Origin of the sequence: Pseudomonas sp. JQ170C (assembly GCF_035581345.1) — a bacterium.
Classification (GTDB): Bacteria; Pseudomonadota; Gammaproteobacteria; order Pseudomonadales; family Pseudomonadaceae; genus Aquipseudomonas.
Genome location: NZ_CP141608.1, coordinates 356,221 through 375,106, shown reverse-complemented (window position 1 = coordinate 375,106; position 18,886 = coordinate 356,221). Strand labels below are relative to the sequence as shown.

Annotated in this window: 15 protein-coding genes and 1 pseudogene; 7 read left to right on the top strand and 9 right to left on the bottom strand. The window is 61.8% G+C overall.

Annotated elements, in window-relative coordinates:
- Positions 1-3 precede the first annotated feature (3 nt).
- Together U9R80_RS01635 and hutC are read right to left on the bottom strand one after the other, a co-directional pair.
- Entirely contained in the window at positions 4-576 is a 573-nt protein-coding gene (locus U9R80_RS01635) for a HutD/Ves family protein (RefSeq protein ID WP_301838449.1), read from the bottom strand.
- A complete protein-coding gene (hutC, locus tag U9R80_RS01630) occupies positions 573-1,283 on the bottom strand; it encodes a histidine utilization repressor (RefSeq protein ID WP_167332117.1) in 711 nt (236 codons plus the stop codon). Before hutC ends, U9R80_RS01635 begins: the two co-directional genes overlap by 4 nt.
- Before the next feature lie 142 nt (positions 1,284-1,425).
- Between hutC and U9R80_RS01625 the strand changes: the two genes are divergently transcribed.
- Positions 1,426-2,790 (top strand): formimidoylglutamate deiminase, encoded by a 1,365-nt coding sequence (locus U9R80_RS01625; RefSeq protein ID WP_301838450.1) that lies wholly within the window; start codon positions 1,426-1,428, stop codon positions 2,788-2,790.
- A 46-nt stretch (positions 2,791-2,836) separates the two neighbouring features.
- Here U9R80_RS01625 and U9R80_RS01620 read toward each other — a convergent pair whose 3' ends face one another.
- Positions 2,837-3,412, bottom strand: coding sequence for a lipocalin family protein (locus U9R80_RS01620; RefSeq protein ID WP_301838452.1), 576 nt, complete (start codon positions 3,410-3,412; stop codon positions 2,837-2,839).
- Positions 3,409-3,663 carry a hypothetical protein gene (locus tag U9R80_RS01615; RefSeq protein WP_301838454.1) on the bottom strand — a complete coding sequence of 85 codons (255 nt, stop codon included), beginning with the start codon at positions 3,661-3,663 and terminating at the stop codon, positions 3,409-3,411. The genes U9R80_RS01620 and U9R80_RS01615 overlap by 4 nt, the downstream gene beginning before the upstream one ends.
- Positions 3,664-3,897: 234 nt before the next feature.
- Here U9R80_RS01615 and U9R80_RS27225 point away from each other — a divergent pair.
- Positions 3,898-4,887 (top strand): annotated as a pseudogene (locus U9R80_RS27225) (cache domain-containing protein); the annotation flags it as partial.
- A 102-nt stretch (positions 4,888-4,989) separates the two neighbouring features.
- Entirely contained in the window at positions 4,990-5,790 is an 801-nt protein-coding gene (locus tag U9R80_RS27220; RefSeq protein WP_442964957.1) for a methyl-accepting chemotaxis protein, read from the top strand.
- A 64-nt stretch (positions 5,791-5,854) separates the two neighbouring features.
- On the opposite strand, the gene U9R80_RS01605 is transcribed toward U9R80_RS27220, so the two are convergent.
- From U9R80_RS01605 to U9R80_RS01595, 3 genes are all read right to left on the bottom strand, one after another.
- Complete coding sequence (locus tag U9R80_RS01605) at positions 5,855-6,451, bottom strand: DUF924 family protein (protein WP_301838458.1); 597 nt, start codon at positions 6,449-6,451, stop codon at positions 5,855-5,857.
- A gap of 3 nt (positions 6,452-6,454) precedes the next feature.
- On the bottom strand, positions 6,455-7,465 hold the full coding sequence (locus U9R80_RS01600) for a class 1 fructose-bisphosphatase (RefSeq protein WP_028943981.1): 1,011 nt from the start codon (positions 7,463-7,465) through the stop codon (positions 6,455-6,457).
- Positions 7,466-7,618: 153 nt separating this feature from the next.
- A complete protein-coding gene (locus U9R80_RS01595) occupies positions 7,619-10,069 on the bottom strand; it encodes a glycogen/starch/alpha-glucan phosphorylase (protein ID WP_301838459.1) in 2,451 nt (816 codons plus the stop codon).
- Between the two features lie 198 nt (positions 10,070-10,267).
- On the opposite strand from U9R80_RS01595, the gene U9R80_RS01590 reads away from it, so the two are divergent.
- A complete protein-coding gene (locus U9R80_RS01590; protein ID WP_301838460.1) occupies positions 10,268-10,675 on the top strand; it encodes a YkgJ family cysteine cluster protein in 408 nt (135 codons plus the stop codon).
- Positions 10,676-10,814: 139 nt separating this feature from the next.
- Here U9R80_RS01590 and typA read toward each other — a convergent pair whose 3' ends face one another.
- Together typA and thiI are read right to left on the bottom strand one after the other, a co-directional pair.
- Positions 10,815-12,638, bottom strand: a complete 1,824-nt coding sequence (typA, locus tag U9R80_RS01585) for a translational GTPase TypA (RefSeq protein WP_038615481.1) — start codon at positions 12,636-12,638, stop codon at positions 10,815-10,817.
- 128 nt (positions 12,639-12,766) lie between these two features.
- Positions 12,767-14,221, bottom strand: a complete 1,455-nt coding sequence (gene thiI, locus U9R80_RS01580; RefSeq protein ID WP_301838463.1) for a tRNA uracil 4-sulfurtransferase ThiI — start codon at positions 14,219-14,221, stop codon at positions 12,767-12,769.
- A 332-nt stretch (positions 14,222-14,553) separates the two neighbouring features.
- On the opposite strand from thiI, the gene glnA reads away from it, so the two are divergent.
- The 3 genes from glnA to ntrC all read left to right on the top strand — a co-directional run bounded on the left by glnA (position 14,554) and on the right by ntrC (position 18,798).
- Positions 14,554-15,960 carry a type I glutamate--ammonia ligase gene (glnA, locus tag U9R80_RS01575; protein WP_301838464.1) on the top strand — a complete coding sequence of 469 codons (1,407 nt, stop codon included), beginning with the start codon at positions 14,554-14,556 and terminating at the stop codon, positions 15,958-15,960.
- A gap of 319 nt (positions 15,961-16,279) precedes the next feature.
- A complete protein-coding gene (gene glnL / locus U9R80_RS01570) occupies positions 16,280-17,365 on the top strand; it encodes a nitrogen regulation protein NR(II) (protein ID WP_301838465.1) in 1,086 nt (361 codons plus the stop codon).
- Positions 17,362-18,798 carry a nitrogen regulation protein NR(I) gene (ntrC, locus tag U9R80_RS01565; RefSeq protein WP_301838466.1) on the top strand — a complete coding sequence of 479 codons (1,437 nt, stop codon included), beginning with the start codon at positions 17,362-17,364 and terminating at the stop codon, positions 18,796-18,798. Before glnL ends, ntrC begins: the two co-directional genes overlap by 4 nt.
- Positions 18,799-18,886 lie beyond the last annotated feature (88 nt).

The window sequence follows — 18,886 nt, the reverse complement described above, 5'->3', positions numbered from 1 at the left end:
GTTTCAGCGCGGGGACAGCTCGATCAGGCAGCAGCGCCCCTGGATGTTCAAGGTTTGCAGGCTGTCGTTGGCATCGAGGTGCAGGCAGTCATAGCGACCAAGGCTGTGCTCACCCTGCCCGGCCACGGCGACCTCCACCTGAGAAGACGCCGCGAACAGCAACAGGGTCGAGGCCGAGCTGAAGACCCGCTGGGTGCCGTCGAGCCACTGCAGGCGAGCCTGGTAACGCTCAGGGGCATAGATCAGGTTGAAGTCGCGGATCGAGGCGCCGAGCAAGGTGCAACTGACCTGGCTCTCACCCCTGAAGGCATAGGCATCGAACGGCAACAGCGGCCGCGTGGGCTGGCCATCGACCAGCAGGCGCATACCCTCGCCTTCGAGCACGGTGATGATCCGCTGGTAACCGGCGAAGCTGGAAAAACCGCCCGACTCGGCGATATCGGCAATCGACAGGCGCCAGCCGAAGCCGTCCAGGCCAACGCCAGCATCGCGGGTGATTTCTTCAGTACTGCCGCCGCCGTTCTTCCACGGCATGCGGGGGTAGTCTTTGGCGCGTAAAACCTGCAACTGGCTCATTTGCTGAAGCGTCCTTCCAGACGGTGACGGGAACCGGGATGAATCAGGCGAGCTGCCGTGACCGGCACGCGGCCCGACCAGGTGCGGCGGCGGATCAACAGGCACGGCTCGCTCTGTTCGATTTGCAGCAGGCGGCATTCTTCCGGCTCGGCCAGAATCGCCTCGACCACGTGCTCGCCTTCGGTCAGCGGTGCGACCTGGGACAAATAGGCGTAGGGGGTTTGCCGGGTGAAGTCCTGCTTGAGGTAATCGGGTGCGACCGCCGCATTGACGAAGCGGTCTTCGATCTGCACGGCGATGCCGTTCTCGTAATGCACGATCAAGGAATGGAACACCCGCTGGCCTTCGCGCATGTCCAGGGCCAGGGCGCGCTCGGAACCGGCGGCCTCCTCGGCCAGGATCACCACCTTGCAACTGTGCTCATGGCCACGCACGGCGATCTCGTCGGCAATGTTGTTGACCTCGAACAGCGCCGAGCGGGTCTTGGGCTCGGCCACGAAGGTCCCCACGCCCTGCATGCGCACCAACAACCCTTCGGCAGTCAGTTCACGCAGGGCGCGGTTGATGGTCATGCGGCTGAAACCCAGCTGGGTGACCAGTTCGCTTTCCGACGGCACCCGGTGGTGCGGCGGCCAGCTGCCATTCTGGATCTGCTGGGCAATCATTTGTTTGACCCGGGCATACAGCGGCGCCGGACCCTCGCCCATCTGGGCAACCAGCGCGGAGACAGGAGGTGTCGGCACGGAAGATATCCTTGTTCGGTTGAATGAACGGTAGCTTGCCGGAGTTTACCCAGCAGGCAAACGTCTGTATATGTATATACAAATAATCACAACGAGGTGTGGGTCGATGTCCGTCTTCTTTGCCGAGCGCGCTTTGCTGCCTACAGGCTGGGCCGAAAACGTCCGTATCGAGGTCGGCGCCGATGGCCTGCTGGCACACATTCAGCCTGGCGGCTCGGCCGAAGGCGCCGAGCGTCTGGCAGGCCCGCTGCTGCCGGGCATGCCCAATCTGCATTCCCACGCCTTCCAGCGCGCCATGGCCGGGCTTGCCGAAGTTGCCGGCAACCCCAATGACAGCTTCTGGACCTGGCGCGACCTGATGTACCGCCTGGTCGGCAAGATCAGCCCCGAGCAGTTGCAGGTCATCGCCCGCCAGCTGTACATCGAGATGCTCAAGGCCGGCTACACCTCGGTCGCCGAGTTCCACTACGTCCACCATGACACCCATGGCCAAGCCTATGCCGACCCTGCCGAGTTGTCGCTGCGCATCAGCCAGGCGGCCAGCGCCAGCGGCATCGGCCTGACCCTGCTGCCCGTGCTCTACAGCCACGCCGGGTTCGGCGGCCAGGCACCGAATGAAGGCCAGCGGCGCTTTATCAACAGCACCGAGCAGTACCTGGACCTGCAGGCCAAACTGGCGCCGCAGCTGGCCCGCCAACCGGCGCAACAACTGGGCCTGTGCTTCCACTCCCTGCGCGCGGTGACCCCTGAGCAGATTGCCCAGGTGCTGGCAGCCAGCGACAAAGCCTGCCCGGTGCATATCCACATTGCCGAGCAACAGAAGGAAGTCGACGACTGCCTGAGCTGGAGCGGGCGCCGGCCGTTGCAGTGGCTGTATGAAAACACCGAAGTCGACTCGCGCTGGTGCCTGGTCCATGCCACCCATGCCGAACCTGATGAAGTGCAACTGATGGCCCGTAGCGGCGCCGTTGCCGGCCTGTGCCTGACCACCGAGGCCAACCTCGGCGACGGCATCTTCCCGGCAGTGGAGTACCTGGCCCAGGGCGGTCGCCTGGGCATTGGCTCGGACAGCCATGTGTCACTGAGCGTGGTCGAAGAATTGCGCTGGCTCGAATACGGCCAGCGCCTGCGCGACCAGCGCCGCAACCGCCTGTACCGGGGTGATCAGCCGATGGTGGGGCGAACCTTGTATGACGCAGCCTTGAGCGGCGGCGCTCAGGCGCTGGGGCAGCCGATCGGCGAACTGGCGGTGGGCAAACGCGCCGACTGGCTGGTACTCGATGGCAACGATCCGTACCTGGCCACCGCCAATGACGACGGCATCCTCAACCGCTGGTTGTTTGCCGGGGGCGATCGCCAGGTGCGGGATGTGATGGTCAACGGCACATGGGTGGTGCGCCAGGGGCGGCATGCCGATGAAGAAGAGAGTGCCCGGGCGTTTGCCGGGGTGTTGCGTACGTTGCTGGGCTGACCCTATCCGCAGTGCAACCATCGCCGGCAGTGCCGGCGATTGACCCTCAACGCTTGTGCGAAGCCATGTCCCGGTCCGACACCCGCCAGATCAGCCGGTTGGTGTCATACCCCTGCTGGCGCGCCTTGGCCAGCAAGCTCTCACGCTCCACTGCCGGAATCACCGGCTTGCGCGACAGAATCCACAGGTACTTGCGATCCGGGTTGCCGACCAGCGCGGTCTGGTAGTCGTCGCCGATGTAGAGCACCCAATAGTCACCCTTGACGCCACCGGGCAGCAGCTTCGAGAACCAGTTGTCGAAGCTCACCCAGAGCTTGTCGGTCTCGCCTGGCACCTGCGGTATGGCGGTGCCGCTGGCTTCCTGCCATTCGCCTTCCAGGGTCATGCAGCGGTTGAGCACACCCATCGTTCCGTCAGGCTTGAGGTTGTAGTGCGCCTCGGACTGGGCGCAGTCGCGCTGGAAGTACATCGGCAGGCGCGCCAGTTCAAACCATTTGCCCTGATAACGCTTGAGGTCGACCTTTTCGACCGTCTTGGGCGGTACCGGGCCCGTTCCCGAGTTGGCACAGCCACCCAGGATCAAGCCGGCGCACAGGGCCAGCAGCAGGTGTAGCTGTTTCATTTGAGTCCCTGCCCGGAATACATCAGCACTTTCTCGGCAGCGTACTGCACGCTGATGAAGGTTTTCTCGTCACCCCAGGTGCAACTGGACATGCCCAGTGCGCCGGAGCACTCCTTGGGGGCGCCAAGTAGCTGCTCAACTTCGGCCTTCGCCATACCGGCTTTGATCTTTGAATAGTTTTCCTGGTTGATCTTGTTGCACGCGGTCAGAAACACGCACAAGGACAGCAGGGCGAGGGAACGCAACGACATGAAGGGTCACTCCTGGACATGAGGGTGCAGGCACGATGGCCTACCGACAGCTTAGAAGGGAAAAACCCACTCTGGTTCCCGGCCTCACGCGCTTTCCTGGCGTCAAATCCCTGCCTTTGGTCGTATAGACCCGCATCGGCCTAATCTTTTGCCCACAGCGGACGACACAGGAAGGCGCTGCGACGTATTGCCGCGCCCTCTCCGTTGACCCGCCTTGTGCAGACAGACCACGCAATGACAAAAAACCTGAAGTTCAGCCACAAGATTCTGCTCGCCGCCGCCCTGGTGGTTGCTGTCGCCTTTACCTGCTTCATCCTGTTCAACGACTACCGCCAGCGCCAGACCCTGCTTGCCAACACCCAGGCCTCGATGCAGCAGTTGGGCAGCCTGACCAGCAGCAACATCCAGACCTGGCTGCAAAGCCGCATCCAGATCCTGCAATCGCTGTCCCAGCAAGTGGCCGTCGATGGCGCCAGCAAAGACAGCCTGACGCGCAGCCTCAACCTGCCGGTGTATGGCAGCAACTTTTTGCTGACCTATTTCGGCGGCCAGGACGGCTACATGCAGTCGGTGCCGCTGGGCAACCGCGCTGCCGACTACGACCCGCGCGTACGGGGCTGGTACAAGGCCGCCAGCAGTGCCGGGCAGACCATCATCACCGAACCGTACATCTCGGCATCGGCGAACAAACTGGTAATCACGCTGGCCACCCCCGTTCAACACCAGGGCCGGCTGATCGGCGTCAACGGTGCCGACACCGACCTGGACAGCATCAGCGCGATCATCAACGCCCTGAACTTCGACGGCCACGGCCAGGCGTTCATCGTCAACGGTGACGGCAAGATCCTGGTGCACCCCAATGCCAAGCTTGTGCTCAAGGACCTCAGCGAAGCCTACCCACGGCACACCCCGCGGATCGGCAGCGGCCTCAAGGAAACCGAGCGCGACGGCAACGCCCAGTTCATCACCTTCACCAAGGTCAGCGGCGTGCCATCGGCAGACTGGTATGTCGCCCTGGAGCTGGACCAGGACTTCGCCTTCGCCATGCTCAGCGAACTGCGCACCACGGCCATCGTCGCCACGGTGATCGCCGTGCTGATCATCATCGCCCTGCTCGGCGTGCTGATTCGCGTGCTGATGGAGCCGCTGCATGTGATGGGCCGGGCCATGCACGACATCGCCGAAGGCGAAGGCGATCTCACCCGCCGCCTGGTCATTCATGGCCAGGATGAGTTCGGCAGCCTGGGCCAGTCGTTCAACCGCTTCGTCGAACGCATCCACGAGTCGATTCGTGAAGTCGCCTCGGCCAGCGGCCAGGTCAACGAAGTGGCCCTGCGGGTGGTGAGCGCCTCCAATGCGTCGATTTTCAACGCCGACCAGCAATCGAGCCGCACCAGCAGCGTGGCTGCAGCCATCAACGAGCTCGGCGCCGCGGCCCAGGAAATCGCCCAGAACGCCGCCCTCGCCTCCCAGCACTCCAGCGAAGCACGCAACCTGGCCGCCGATGGCCAGCAAGTGGTCGAGCAGACCATCGAGGTGATGAACCAGCTGTCAGCGAAGATCAGCGATTCGTGCGGCAACATCGAGACCCTGAACGCCAACACGGTGAACATCGGCCAGATCCTCGAAGTGATCAGTGGCATTTCCCAGCAGACCAACTTGCTGGCGCTCAATGCCGCCATCGAGGCTGCCCGCGCCGGTGAAGCCGGCCGCGGCTTTGCCGTGGTCGCCGACGAGGTCCGCAATTTGGCCCACCGCACCCAGGACTCGGCTCAACAGGTGCAGCGCATCATCGAGGAACTGCAGGCCGGTGCCCGCGTTGCGGTCAGCACCATGACCGAAAGCCAGAGCCACAGCGAACACAGTGTGGGGATCGCCAACCAGGCCGGTGAGCGGCTGGGCAGCGTGACCCAGCGCATCGGCGAGATCGACGGCATGAACCAGTCGGTGGCCACCGCCACTGAAGAGCAGACGGCCGTGGTCGAGTCGATCAATGTCGACATTACCGAGATCAATACGCTGAATCAGGAAGGGGTCGAGAACCTGCAAGCGACGTTGCGTGCCTGCAATGACCTGGAGAATCAGGTCGAGCGGTTGAAGCACCTGGTGGGAAGTTTCAGGATCTGAAACTGATCGCGGGGCAAGCCCGCTCCTACAGTAGGAGCGGGCTTGCCCCGCGATATATCTCAGCTCAGAAGCGCGAACCCGGCTCCAGCAGGAAATCCATCTCTTCATCGGTACTCGGCCGATTCAGAATCAGATTGCGGTGCGGAAACCGGCCAAAACGAGCAATCACCCGCTGGTGCTGTTCGGCGTAATCGAGGAAACCCTCGAACAATCGCCGGTCACTGTCGGGCTGGGCATCGAGCAACAAGCGGTAGCGCTCGATGCTGACGTTTTGCCAGTCCAGTACCTCGGCATGCTCCAGCACCAGCAGGATGAACACCCGCTGGATCGGCAGCAGCTGATAATCCCAGGCCTTGTCCAGACCCTGCATCACCAGCACCTGGGCACGCCGGTCGCCATCGAAGGCACGCGGCGTGTCGCGGTGGATCATGCGCGGCAGTTGGTCGAGCAGCAGGACCAGTCCAAGCCAACCCTGCGGGCTTTGCAGCCACTCTTCCAGACCGCCGGCCAGGGCTTGTTCGACCAGGTCGCCGAAACGCTCTTGCGCCTCGGCGTCGTGGTGCTTGCCAAACCACAGCGTACTCTTCTCGTCAGCGACGTCCTGGGGACTGGTGCCCCATCCGAACCACCACTCCAGTAACGGCTGCCAAGGTGCGAGCATGACTTACTCCTGGTGATAACCGGTAACGCGCTCGACTTCCTGCTTGGAACCGAGGAACACCGCCACACGCTGGTGCAGGCTCTCGGGCTGGATGTCGAGGATGCGCTGGTTGCCGTCGGTGGAAGCACCGCCGGCCTGTTCGATGATGAAGGACATCGGGTTGGCTTCGTACATCAGGCGCAGTTTGCCCGGCTTGGAAGGCTCGCGGGCATCGCGCGGGTACATGAACAGGCCGCCGCGGGTCAGGATGCGATGCACATCGGCAACCATCGAGGCGATCCAGCGCATGTTGTAGTTCTTTTTCAGCGGACCGGTCTCACCTTCCAGCAGCTCGCCGACGTAGCGCTTGACCGGGGCTTCCCAGTGACGCTGGTTGGACATGTTGATGGCGAACTCGGCGGTGGTTTCCGGCACCTTGATGTTCTCGTGGGTCAGTACGAAGCTGCCCAGCTCGCGGTCCAGGGTGAAGCCCTTGACGCCGTTGCCCAGGGTCAGGATCAGCATGGTTTGCGGGCCATAGATCGCGTAACCGGCGGCAACCTGCTTGGTGCCTGGCTGCAGGAAGGCCTGTTCGTTCAGGCTTTCGTTCTGGCTCAGGTACTCGTTAGGGCAACGCAGTACCGAGAAGATGGTGCCGACCGACACGTTGACGTCGATGTTCGACGAACCGTCCAGTGGGTCGAATACCAGCAGGTAGGCACCCTTCGGGTATTTGCCCGGGATCTGGTAGGCGTTGTCCATTTCTTCGGACGCCATGCCGGCCAGGTGACCGCCCCACTCGTTGGCTTCGAGCAGGATGTCGTTGGAAATCACGTCCAGTTTCTTCTGGACTTCGCCCTGCACGTTTTCGGTGCCCATGCTGCCCAGAACGCCGCCCAGGGCGCCCTTGGAGACGTTATGGCTGATTTCCTTGCACGCACGCGCCACCACTTCGATCAGGAAGCGCAGATCGGCAGGAGTACTGTTGCTGCGGGTCTGCTCAATCAAATAGCGACTCAGGGTAACGCGGGACATGTAAGGCTCCGAAGAATGGGGTAATAAAAACCCACGCAGTTTACAGGGAGAGTGAAGCGCTAGCGAGCAATGAGACACGCTTGCCCGATCAGACGGCACATCGGCCCGAGAGTTCATCGCTCCCGGGCCGATCTACACAGCCTAGTTCAGAGCCTAGTCCAGGGCCCTCCAGATCTGCGTCGCGTACTCGCGAATGGTCCGGTCAGAGGAGAACCAGCCCATGCGCGCGGTGTTGAGTACCGCCATGCGCCACCACTGTTTTGGATCGCGCCAGAGCGCTTCGACGCGCAACTGCGCCTCCCAGTAGGCATCGAAATCGGCGCACACCAGAAAGCGGTCATAAGCCACCAGCGAGTCCACCAAGCCAACATAGCGGGCCGGGTCATCGGGCGAAAACACCCCGCCACGAATGGCCTGGAGCACATCATTGAGCCGATGAGAGGCACTGATCGCGGCGCTGGCACCAAAGTCGCCACTGCGTTTGCGCGCCTCGACCTGCTGGGCACTCAAGCCGAAGATGAACATGTTCTCGGACCCCACCTCCTCACACATCTCCACGTTGGCGCCATCGAGGGTGCCGATGGTCAGCGCGCCGTTGAGGCCGAACTTCATGTTGCTGGTGCCCGAGGCCTCGTAACCGGCGGTGGAAATCTGCTCGGACAGGTCGGCCGCCGGAATGATGCTTTCGGCAAGGCTCACGTTGTAGTTGGGCAGGAACACCACCTTGAGCAGGCCGCGCACGGTCGGGTCGTTGTTCACCACGCGGGCGATGTCGTTGCTCAGCTTGATGATCAGCTTGGCCTGGTGGTAACTGGCCGCCGCCTTGCCGGCGAAGATCTTCACCCGCGGCACCCAGCCCATGCCTGGCTCGGCGCGGATTGCCTGGTACAGGGCCACGGTGTGCAGCAGATTGAGCAACTGGCGCTTGTACTCGTGGATGCGCTTGACCTGCACATCGAACATCGCCTCGGGGTTGACCGTGGTACCCAGGCGCTCCTGGATCAGGCTGGCCAGGGCCCGCTTGCTGTGCAGGCGCTGGGCGGCGAACTGTTTGCAGAATGCCGGCTTGTCGGCAAACGACTCCAGCGCCCTGAGCCGGCCTTGCGGATCGTCCAGCACCTCCGGGCCCAGGGCCTCGACCAGCATGGCCGTCAGTTCCGGGTTGGCCTGGAACAACCAGCGGCGAAAGGTGATGCCGTTGGTCTTGTTGTTGATCCGCTCGGGGTACAACTTATGCAGCTCGGCGAACACCGTGCTGCGCATCAGCTTGGTGTGCAGCGCCGACACGCCGTTGACACTGTGCGAGCCGAGGAACGCCAGGTTTCCCATGCGCACCCGCCGGCCGTTGTCTTCCTCGATCAGCGACACGGCGCGCAGCACGTCGAAATCGTGGATGCCCTTGGCGCGCAGGGCGTCGATATGAAAGGCATTGATCAGGTAGATGATCTGCATGTGCCGCGGCAGCATGCGTTCCATCAGCCCCACCGGCCAGGTTTCCAGGGCTTCGGGCAGCAAGGTGTGGTTGGTGTAGGCCAGGGTGTCGACCGTCAGTTGCCAGGCGGTGTCCCAGGGCACCTCATGCTGATCGACCAGCAGGCGCATCAGCTCGGCCACGGCAATCGAGGGGTGGGTGTCATTGAGCTGGATCGCCGCCGACTCATGCAGGTTGAGCAGGCTGTCGTGCATGTTCAGGTGACGGCGCAGCAGGTCCTGCAGCGAGGCACAGACGAAAAAGTACTCCTGGCGCAGGCGCAGCTCCTGGCCGGCCTCGGTGCTGTCGGCCGGGTACAGCACCCGCGAGATGCTTTCGGCACGGGCGACCTCGGCTACGGCACCCAGGTGGTCGCCGGCATTGAAGCGCTCAAGGTGCAGCTCTTCCAGCGCCCGGGCCCGCCACAGCCGCAAGGTGTTGACGCTGGAACCACGCCAGCCGACCACCGGCGTATCGTAGGCCACCGCGCGCACGGTCTCGGCCGGCCACCAGACCTGGCGTTGCTGGCCGTTGGCGTCATGCACGGTTTCCACGCTGCCGCCGAAGCTGATCGGGTAGATCACCTCGGCCCGCTCGAACTCCCAGGGGTTGCCGAAGTCCAGCCAGTTCTCGGTCTGCTCCTGCTGCCAGCCATCGACCACCGCCTGGCGGAACAGGCCGTGCTCGTAGCGAATGCCATAGCCGTGGGCGGCGATGCCCAGGGTCGACATGCTTTCCATGAAGCACGCCGCCAGTCGGCCCAGCCCGCCGTTGCCCAGCGCCGCATCGGGCTCCAGCAGGCGAATTCGCTCAAGGTCGACATCCAGCCCGCTCAAGGCCTCACGGGCGATGTCCAGCAGGCCCAGGTTGCTCAGGCTGTCGTAGAGCAGGCGGCCGATGAGAAATTCCAGTGACAGGTAGTACACCCGCTTCTGGCTCTTGCGGTAAATCTGCCGGGTGTGGTCCATCCAGTGATCGACCATGTGATCACGGGCTGCCAGGGCGATCGCCTCGAACCAGTCGTGCTCAAACGCGTGCTCCGGGTCTTTGCCGACGGCGTAGGTCAATTTATCCAGTACAGCGGTGCGAAACGCGGCCACCTCTGCGTCACGTGCGAGTGGTTCCTGAGACATGCGACGTCCTCGGGCAAGTTGACGAATGCGGATGGAGACTGTTCAGCCTAGACCCTTCGACACAGAGCGTCAGCGCAGGTTCTGGTGTTTGTACGCAAAAGCAGGCCCGCAGGCGGAGAACCGGCAAATGGTTGTTCACATTTTGACCAACTCCGGTATGATCGCGCGCCCACCAGAACATCTAAAAACCTGAGCCTGATGAAACCGACCCTGATTGCCGCCGCCGAAGTTGACCGCCTGGAGACTTGGCAGAAGTACCAAAGCCATATGTGCGGAGGCTGCAACTCGACCTGCTGCACCTTGCCGACGGAAGTGAAAATCAAAGACCTGATCCGCATGGGCGTAGTGGATGAGTTCGAGGTGGGCGAGCCGCCGAAGAACATTGCCAAGCGTTTGCAGAAAGACGGGATCATCCAGCGCTTCAACCAGAAGTCGGGGATCTTCACCCTGGCGCAGATGAGCAACGATGACTGCCTGTACCTGGATCGCAAGAGCCGCTTGTGCACCATTTATGAGACGCGCCCGGACACCTGCCGCAATCACCCACGGATAGGCCCGCGGCCAGGCTACTGCGCTTATATGCCCAAGCCTGCTGCACGCCGCTGACCGGTAGGAGCGGGCTTGCCCCGCGATGCGATGTGATGCGATGTGACTTACAGATCGCTATCGCGGGGCAAGCCCGCTCCTACAGGCATAAAAAAACGCCCCCGGCCTTTCGACCGGGGGCGTTTTTGTTCAGCCGGGCTTAGTTAGCCTTGGCTTTCTTGGCAGCGCGGGTACGCTCGCCTTCGTCGAGGATCTTCTTGCGAAGACGGATCGACTTAGGGGTCACTTCGCACAGCTCGTCGTCCTGGATGAATTCCAGAGCCTGTTCCAGGGTGAAGCGAACAGGTGGAACCAGGGCGATGGTTTCGTCTTTACCCGAAGCACGCATGTTGTCGAGCTTCTTGCCCTTGGTAGGGTTGACGCCCAGGTCGTTGTCACGGCTGTTCAGACCAACGATCTGACCGTTGTAGATCTCCTGACCGTGCTCGACGAACAGCTTGCCGCGAGCCTGCAGGGTTTCCAGGGAGTAGGTCAGTGCCTTGCCGGTCTCTACCGAAACCAGTACGCCGTTCTGACGGCCGGACATGTGGCCGGACTTCATCGGAGCGTAGCGATCGAAGATCGAGGTCAGGATGCCTGCACCGTTGGTCAGGGTCAGGAACTGGTTACGGAAACCGATCAGACCACGGGCTGGAATGTTGTATTCCAGACGTACACGGCCCTTGCCATCCGGAACCATGTTGGTCAGGTCGCCTTTACGCAGACCCATTTCTTCCATGACCTTGCCCTGCGAATCTTCAGGGATGTCGATGGTGACGTTCTCGAACGGCTCGTGCTTGACGCCGTCGATTTCGCGGATGATCACTTCCGGACGACCAACGCCCATCTCGAAGCCTTCACGACGCATGGTTTCGATCAGAACCGACAGGTGCAGCTCACCACGGCCGGAAACCTTGAACTTGTCAGCCGAGTCGCCTTCTTCAACGCGCAGTGCAACGTTGTACAGCAGCTCTTTGTCCAGACGCTCTTTGATGTTGCGGCTGGTGACGAACTTGCCTTCTTTACCGCAGAACGGCGAGTCGTTGACCTGGAAGGTCATCGAAACGGTTGGCTCGTCAACGGTCAGCGGCTTCATCGCTTCGACCGCGTCAGGGCTGCACAGGGTGTCGGAGATGAACAGCTCGTCGAAACCGCTGATGCAGACGATGTCGCCAGCCTGAGCTTCTTCAACGTCAACGCGGTGCAGACCGTGGTGACCCATCAGCTTCAGGATACGGCCGTTGCGCTTCTTGCCGTCGACGTCGATAGCCACGACAGGCGTGTTCGGCTTGACGCGACCACGAGCGATACGGCCAACGCCGATAACACCCAGGAAGCTGTTGTAGTCCAGAGCCGAGATTTGCATCTGGAACGGACCGTCACGGTCAACAGCCGGCGCCGGTACGTTGTCGATGATCGACTGGTACAGCGGGGTCATGTCTTCGGCCATTTCGGTGTGGTCCAGACCGGCAATGCCGTTCAGGGCCGAGGCGTAGACGACTTTGAAGTCCAGCTGTTCTTCGGTGGCACCCAGGTTGTCGAACAGATCGAAGATCTGGTCCAGAACCCAGTCAGGACGCGCGCCTGGACGGTCGACCTTGTTGATGACCACGATCGGACGCAGGCCGGCTTCAAAGGCCTTCTTGGTCACGAAACGGGTTTGCGGCATCGGGCCGTCCTGGGCGTCGACCAGCAGCAGTACGGAGTCGACCATCGACATTACACGCTCAACCTCGCCACCGAAGTCGGCGTGGCCGGGGGTGTCGACGATGTTGATGTGGTAGCCGTTCCAGTTGATGGCGGTGTTTTTCGCCAGAATGGTAATACCGCGCTCTTTTTCCTGGTCGTTGGAGTCCATGACGCGCTCGTCGTTGAGCTCGTTACGCTCCAGAGTGCCGGACTGACGCAGGAGTTTGTCGACCAGAGTGGTTTTACCATGGTCAACGTGGGCGATGATGGCGATGTTACGCAGATTTTCGATCACGTGTGTATCTCGATCAGAGGATTCGGGTTGCCGCCCAGTCTAGGCGGCCAATATGAATGAATAGCGCTCAACGGGCCCGCAGGTCGGGAGGGCGATGGCGGATGCTCCCGCCATATAGCCCCGGCGTTTTATGTCGGACGATAAACGCGCACATTGGCATGTCCCTCACTGAGCAAATGATGGGCATGCAGGCGACTCATCACACCCTTGTCGCAATACAGCAGGTACTGGCGCGTAGCGTCCAGCTCCTTGAAGCGACTGTTCAGGGCGTAGAACGGCAAGGCCTTGACCTCGATGCCGTCCAGTTCCAGGGGCTGGTCTTCCTGGGCGTCGGGGTGGCGAATGTCGATCACCACTTGCCCGGCCAGCGCCTGGCTGACTTCTTCGATCTGGATATCCTGGCCAAGTTCATCGATCACATTGTCGATGGACACCAGGCGAGCACGCTCCAGGGCGCGCTCGAGCACAGCCATGTCGAACTGCTTTTCTTCATGTTCAAGGCGATGACGCTTGGCGCACGTGGTCGGGTTCACCGAAATCACGCCGCAGTACTCAGGCATGTGCTTGGCGAACTCGGCGGTGCCGATCTCGTTGGCCTGGTCGATGATGTCCTGCTTGTGGCTGGCCAGCAGCGGGCGCAGCACCAGTTTCTCGGTGGCCGAGTCGATCACTGCCAGGTTCGGCAGGGTCTGGCTGGACACCTGGGAGATCGCCTCGCCGGTCACCAGGGCGTCGATCTCCAGGCGGTCGGCGATGTTGGTCGCCGCGCGCAGCATCATGCGCTTGAGGGTCACGCCCATGTAGCTGTTGTCGACCTTGCCGAGAATCTCGCCAACGACTTCCTCGAAGGGCACGCTGACGAACAGCACGCGCTGGCTGCTGCCGTATTTCTTCCACAGGAAGTGGGCGACTTCCATCACCCCCAGCTCGTGGGCACGGCCGCCCAGATTGAAGAAGCAGAAGTGGGTCATCAGGCCGCGACGCATCATCTGGTAGGCCGCCACGGTGGAGTCGAAACCACCGGACATCAGTACCAGCGTCTGCTCCAGCGTGCCCAGCGGGTAGCCGCCGATGCCCTTGTGCTGGTTGTGGATCACATACAGCAGCTTGTCACGGACCTCGATACGCACCTCGACCTCGGGGGTGCGCAGGTCGATACCGGCGGCGCCGCACTGCTGACGCAGTTGGCTGCCGACATAACGGTCGACGTCCATCGAGGTGAAGTCGTGGTGACCGCCGCGCTTGCATCGCACCGCGAAGCGCTTGCCGGGCAGCAGGTGACCGAAGTGGGTCTTGCACTTGGCGACGATATCGTCGAAGTCGCCCAGCGGGTACTCGTCGACTTGCAGGAAGTGGGCGATGCCCGGCATGCAGGTCAGACGCTCGATCATCTCGCGCAGGACTTTCTCGTCCTCGATGCGGGTGACCACCTCGAGGTTGTCCCAGACACCGTCAACCGCGAGCGCAGGATCGAGGTCCTTGAGCACGGTACGGATGTTGCGGCCCAGTTGACGGATGAAGCGCTTGCGAACCGGGCGGCTCTTGATGGTGATCTCTGGGAAGACTTTTACGATTAGTTTCATTGAAAACAGCGCGCGCGATGCCGACTAAAAAAGTGGGGCGCGGATTATAGCGGAAATTGCTCAAGGTTTAACCAATTAATCTACAGAAGGTTTACGATGCACCAATATGGTGCTTTCGACCTCGTTTGCGCCCCCTAAGGGTGCATGAATTGCCTGACATTTCGGCTCATCACCCCTGAAACGCGTAAGAATGGGGCAAAAATTCCAAACCGGGGCACTGGCATGCAATTTGCTCCCTTGTGAGGCAGGTTGCCTTGGCCGACTATTCGCGCCCGGCATCACCCAAATTCAAGGGCTGCACAGGCAAGCTCTACCCCACCCCGGAGGACACTATGTCGAAGTCGGTTCAACTCATCAAAGATCATGACGTTAAATGGATTGATCTGCGCTTCACTGACACCAAGGGCGTACAGCACCACGTGACCATGCCGGCCCGTGATGCGCTGGACGAAGACTTCTTCGAAGTCGGCAAGATGTTCGACGGTTCCTCCATCGCTGGCTGGAAAGGCATCGAGGCTTCGGACATGATCCTGATGCCGGTCGACGACACCGCCGTGCTGGACCCGTTCACCGAAGAGCCGACCCTGATCCTGACCTGTGACATCGTCGATCCTTCGAGCATGCAGGGTTACGACCGTGACCCGCGCGCGATCGCCAAGCGCGCCGAGGAATACCTCAAGAGCACCGGCATCGGTGACACCGTATTCGCCGGTCCAGAGCCTGAGTTCTTCATCTTCGACGAAGTGAAGTTCAAGTCCGACATCTCCGGCTCGATGTTCAAGATCTTCTCCGAGCAAGGCTCGTGGATGTCCGACCAGGACGTCGAAGGCGGCAACAAAGGCCACCGTCCAGGCGTGAAAGGTGGCTACTTCCCGGTTCCGCCGTTCGACCACGACCACGAAATCCGTACTGCCATGTGCAACGCACTGGAAGAAATGGGTCAGACCGTCGAAGTTCACCACCACGAAGTGGCGACTGCCGGCCAGAACGAAATCGGCGTCAAGTTCAACACCCTGGTGAAGAAGGCTGACGAAGTACAGGCCCTGAAATACGTCGTGCACAACGTTGCCGATGCCTACGGCCGCACCGCCACCTTCATGCCGAAGCCGCTGTACGGCGACAACGGCTCGGGCATGCACGTTCACATGTCCATCTGGAAAGAAGGCAAGAACACCTTCGCAGGCGAAGGCTATGCCGGCCTGTCCGATACCGCCCTGTACTTCATCGGCGGCATCATCAAGCACGGTAAGGCTCTGAACGGTTTCACCAACCCTTCGACCAACTCCTACAAGCGTCTGGTTCCAGGCTTCGAGGCTCCGGTCATGCTGGCCTACTCGGCTCGCAACCGTTCCGCTTCGATCCGTATCCCGTACGTTTCCAGCCCGAAAGCCCGCCGTATCGAAGCGCGCTTCCCGGACCCATCGGCCAACCCGTACCTGGCCTTCGCTGCGCTGCTGATGGCCGGCCTGGACGGTATCCAGAACAAGATCCACCCAGGCGATGCCGCCGACAAGAACCTGTACGACCTGCCGCCTGAAGAGGCCAAGGACATCCCACAGGTTTGCGGTAGCCTGAAAGAAGCCCTGGAAGAGCTGGACAAGGGCCGTGCGTTCCTGACCAAGGGCGGCGTGTTCTCCGACGACTTCATCGATGCCTTCATCGAGCTGAAGAGCGAAGAAGAAATCAAGGTCCGTACCTTCGTACACCCACTGGAATACGAGCTGTACTACAGCTGCTGATTCAGTGACGTGACGTGAAGAGGCCTCCCATTGGGAGGCCTTTTTTTTGCCTTGCAAACCCGTCGCGGGGCGAGCCCGCACCTACATGGGCAGCTTGCCCCGCGAAAACCACAGTGCTCTATAGTGGTGCATAAGCGAATGTCCCAAACCCGGAAACAGCCCAATTTGGTTCAATTTTCTGCCAACAACAGTTAAATCAGGGATTTCCTGCGCAGCGATGGCCCCATTTCAGGGGATTACGCTTCTTTTCGGAGCTTTGGTTTAATTTTTGCATTTTCCTTTGTCACCGCAGATCACCAAAAGAGGTCACCGACGCCCCATGACCATCAGCGATGCCCTGCACCGACTGCTACTGGACAACCTGACCACTGCCACCATCCTGCTCAATGCCGATCTGCGTCTTGAGTACATGAACCCGGCAGCGGAAATGCTCCTGGCCATCAGCGGCCAGCGCAGCCATGGGCAATTCATCAGCGAGTTGTTTACCGAATCCCCTGAGGCCCTCAACTCCTTGCGCCAGGCGGTGGAACACGCGCACCCCTTCACCAAGCGCGAAGCCCAACTGACGTCCCTGACCGGCCAGACCCAGACCGTCGACTACGCGGTAACGCCCATCCTGAGCAAAGGCCAGACCCTGCTGTTGCTGGAGGTCCACCCCCGTGATCGCTTGCTGCGCATCACCAAGGAAGAAGCCCAGCTGTCCAAGCAGGAAACCACCAAGATGCTGGTGCGCGGCCTGGCGCATGAAATCAAGAACCCGCTGGGCGGCATTCGCGGCGCGGCGCAGTTGCTGTCCCGGGAACTGCCTGAGGAAGGCCTGAAGGATTACACCAACGTGATCATCGAGGAGGCCGACCGCCTGCGTAACCTGGTCGATCGCATGCTGGGCTCGAACAAGCTGCCGTCGCTGGCGATGACCAACATCCACGAAGTGCTCGAGCGGGTCTGCAGCCTGGTAGAGGCCGAGAGCCAGGGCGGTATTACCCTGGCGCGCGACTACGACCCAAGCCTGCCGGACGTGCTGATCGACCGCGAACAGATGATCCAGGCGGTGCTCAATATCGTGCGCAATGCCATGCAGGCGGTCAGCGGCCAGAATGAGCTGCGCCTGGGGCGTATCAGCCTGCGTACCCGCGCAATGCGCCAGTTCACCATCGGCCACACCCGCCATCGCCTGGTGGCCAAGGTCGAAATCATCGACAACGGCCCGGGCATCCCCGCCGAGCTGCAGGAAACCATCTTCTACCCCATGGTCAGCGGCCGTCCGGACGGTACCGGGCTGGGCCTGGCCATCACCCAGAACATCATCAGCCAGCACCAGGGCCTGATCGAGTGTGACAGCCATCCTGGCCACACCACCTTCTCGATCTTCCTGCCGCTGGAACAAGGAGCCTCCGCCTCATGAGCCGTAGTGAAACCGTCTGGATCGTCGACGATGACCGCTCCATCCGCTGGGTCCTGGAAAAAGCCCTGCAACAGGAAGGCATGACCACCCAGAGCTTCGACAGCGCCGACGGCGTCATGAGCCGCCTGGCACGCCAGCAGCCGGACGTGATCATCTCCGACATCCGCATGCCCGGGGCCAGCGGCCTGGACCTGCTGGCGCAGATCCGCGAGCAGCACCCGCGTCTGCCGGTGATCATCATGACCGCTCATTCGGACCTCGACAGCGCAGTGGCCTCCTACCAGGGCGGCGCATTCGAGTACCTGCCCAAGCCATTCGACGTCGATGAAGCGGTATCGCTGGTCAAGCGCGCCAACCAGCACGCCCAGGAACAGCAAGGCCTCGATGTAGCTCCGGCCTTGACCCGCACCCCGGAAATCATCGGTGAAGCGCCGGCGATGCAGGAGGTGTTCCGCGCGATCGGTCGCCTGAGCCACTCCAACATCACCGTGTTGATCAATGGCGAATCGGGTACCGGCAAAGAGCTCGTCGCCCACGCCCTGCACCGCCATAGCCCACGCGCAGCCTCGCCCTTCATTGCGCTGAACATGGCGGCCATTCCCAAGGACCTGATGGAGTCCGAGCTGTTCGGTCACGAAAAAGGCGCGTTCACCGGCGCGGCCAATCTGCGGCGCGGCCGCTTCGAGCAGGCCGATGGCGGTACGCTGTTCCTCGACGAGATTGGCGACATGCCCGCCGACACCCAGACACGCCTGCTGCGGGTACTGGCCGATGGCGAGTTCTATCGGGTGGGCGGTCATGTGCCGGTAAAAGTCGATGTCCGCATCATCGCCGCGACTCACCAGAACCTGGAAACCCTGGTGCAGGCCGGCAAGTTTCGTGAAGACCTGTTCCACCGCCTGAACGTGATCCGCATCCATATTCCACGCCTGGCCGACCGTCGCGAAGACATCCCGACCCTGGCCCGGCACTTCCTCGGCCGTGCGGCCCAGGAGCTGGCGGTAGAGCCCAAGCTGCTCAAGGCCGAGACCGAAGAGTACATGCGCAACCTGCCCTGGCCCGGCAACGTACGCCAGCTGGAAAACACCTGCCGCTGGATCACCGTGATGGCTTCAGGCCGGGAAGTGCACGTCGGCGACCTGCCGCCGGAGCTTCTGAACCTGCCTCAGGACGCCGCCCCGGTCACCAACTGGGAGCAAGCGCTGCGCCAGTGGGCTGACCAGGCGCTGTCGCGGGGTCAGTCGAACCTGCTCGACAGCGCGGTGCCGAGCTTTGAGCGGATCATGATCGAGACCGCCCTCAAGCACACCGCCGGCCGCCGACGCGATGCCGCCGTGCTGCTGGGCTGGGGACGCAACACCCTGACGCGCAAGATCAAGGAGTTGGGGATGAAGGTCGATGGCAGTGACGAGGATGGCGACGACGAGGGTTGACGCGGTCGCGGGGCAAGCCCGCTCCTACAGGAGCGAGCTTGCCCCGCGAAACTGCACCGAACCTGTGCCCCATGCACCGCCCCAAGGC

What these genes read in the sequence shown, in the direction of transcription:
- thiI (WP_301838463.1), bottom strand. Translation starts at nt 14,221, where the DNA reads ATGAAACTAATCGTAAAAGTCTTCCCAGAGATCACCATCAAGAGCCGC.
- U9R80_RS01595 (WP_301838459.1), bottom strand. Translation starts at nt 10,069, where the DNA reads ATGTCTCAGGAACCACTCGCACGTGACGCAGAGGTGGCCGCGTTTCGC.
- U9R80_RS01620 (WP_301838452.1), bottom strand. Translation starts at nt 3,412, where the DNA reads ATGAAACAGCTACACCTGCTGCTGGCCCTGTGCGCCGGCTTGATCCTG.
- glnL (WP_301838465.1), top strand. Translation starts at nt 16,280, where the DNA reads ATGACCATCAGCGATGCCCTGCACCGACTGCTACTGGACAACCTGACC.
- U9R80_RS01615 (WP_301838454.1), bottom strand. Translation starts at nt 3,663, where the DNA reads ATGTCGTTGCGTTCCCTCGCCCTGCTGTCCTTGTGCGTGTTTCTGACC.
- U9R80_RS01605 (WP_301838458.1), bottom strand. Translation starts at nt 6,451, where the DNA reads ATGCTCGCACCTTGGCAGCCGTTACTGGAGTGGTGGTTCGGATGGGGC.
- U9R80_RS01600 (WP_028943981.1), bottom strand. Translation starts at nt 7,465, where the DNA reads ATGTCCCGCGTTACCCTGAGTCGCTATTTGATTGAGCAGACCCGCAGC.
- glnA (WP_301838464.1), top strand. Translation starts at nt 14,554, where the DNA reads ATGTCGAAGTCGGTTCAACTCATCAAAGATCATGACGTTAAATGGATT.
- ntrC (WP_301838466.1), top strand. Translation starts at nt 17,362, where the DNA reads ATGAGCCGTAGTGAAACCGTCTGGATCGTCGACGATGACCGCTCCATC.
- hutC (WP_167332117.1), bottom strand. Translation starts at nt 1,283, where the DNA reads ATGGGCGAGGGTCCGGCGCCGCTGTATGCCCGGGTCAAACAAATGATT.
- U9R80_RS01625 (WP_301838450.1), top strand. Translation starts at nt 1,426, where the DNA reads ATGTCCGTCTTCTTTGCCGAGCGCGCTTTGCTGCCTACAGGCTGGGCC.
- U9R80_RS01590 (WP_301838460.1), top strand. Translation starts at nt 10,268, where the DNA reads ATGAAACCGACCCTGATTGCCGCCGCCGAAGTTGACCGCCTGGAGACT.
- U9R80_RS01635 (WP_301838449.1), bottom strand. Translation starts at nt 576, where the DNA reads ATGAGCCAGTTGCAGGTTTTACGCGCCAAAGACTACCCCCGCATGCCG.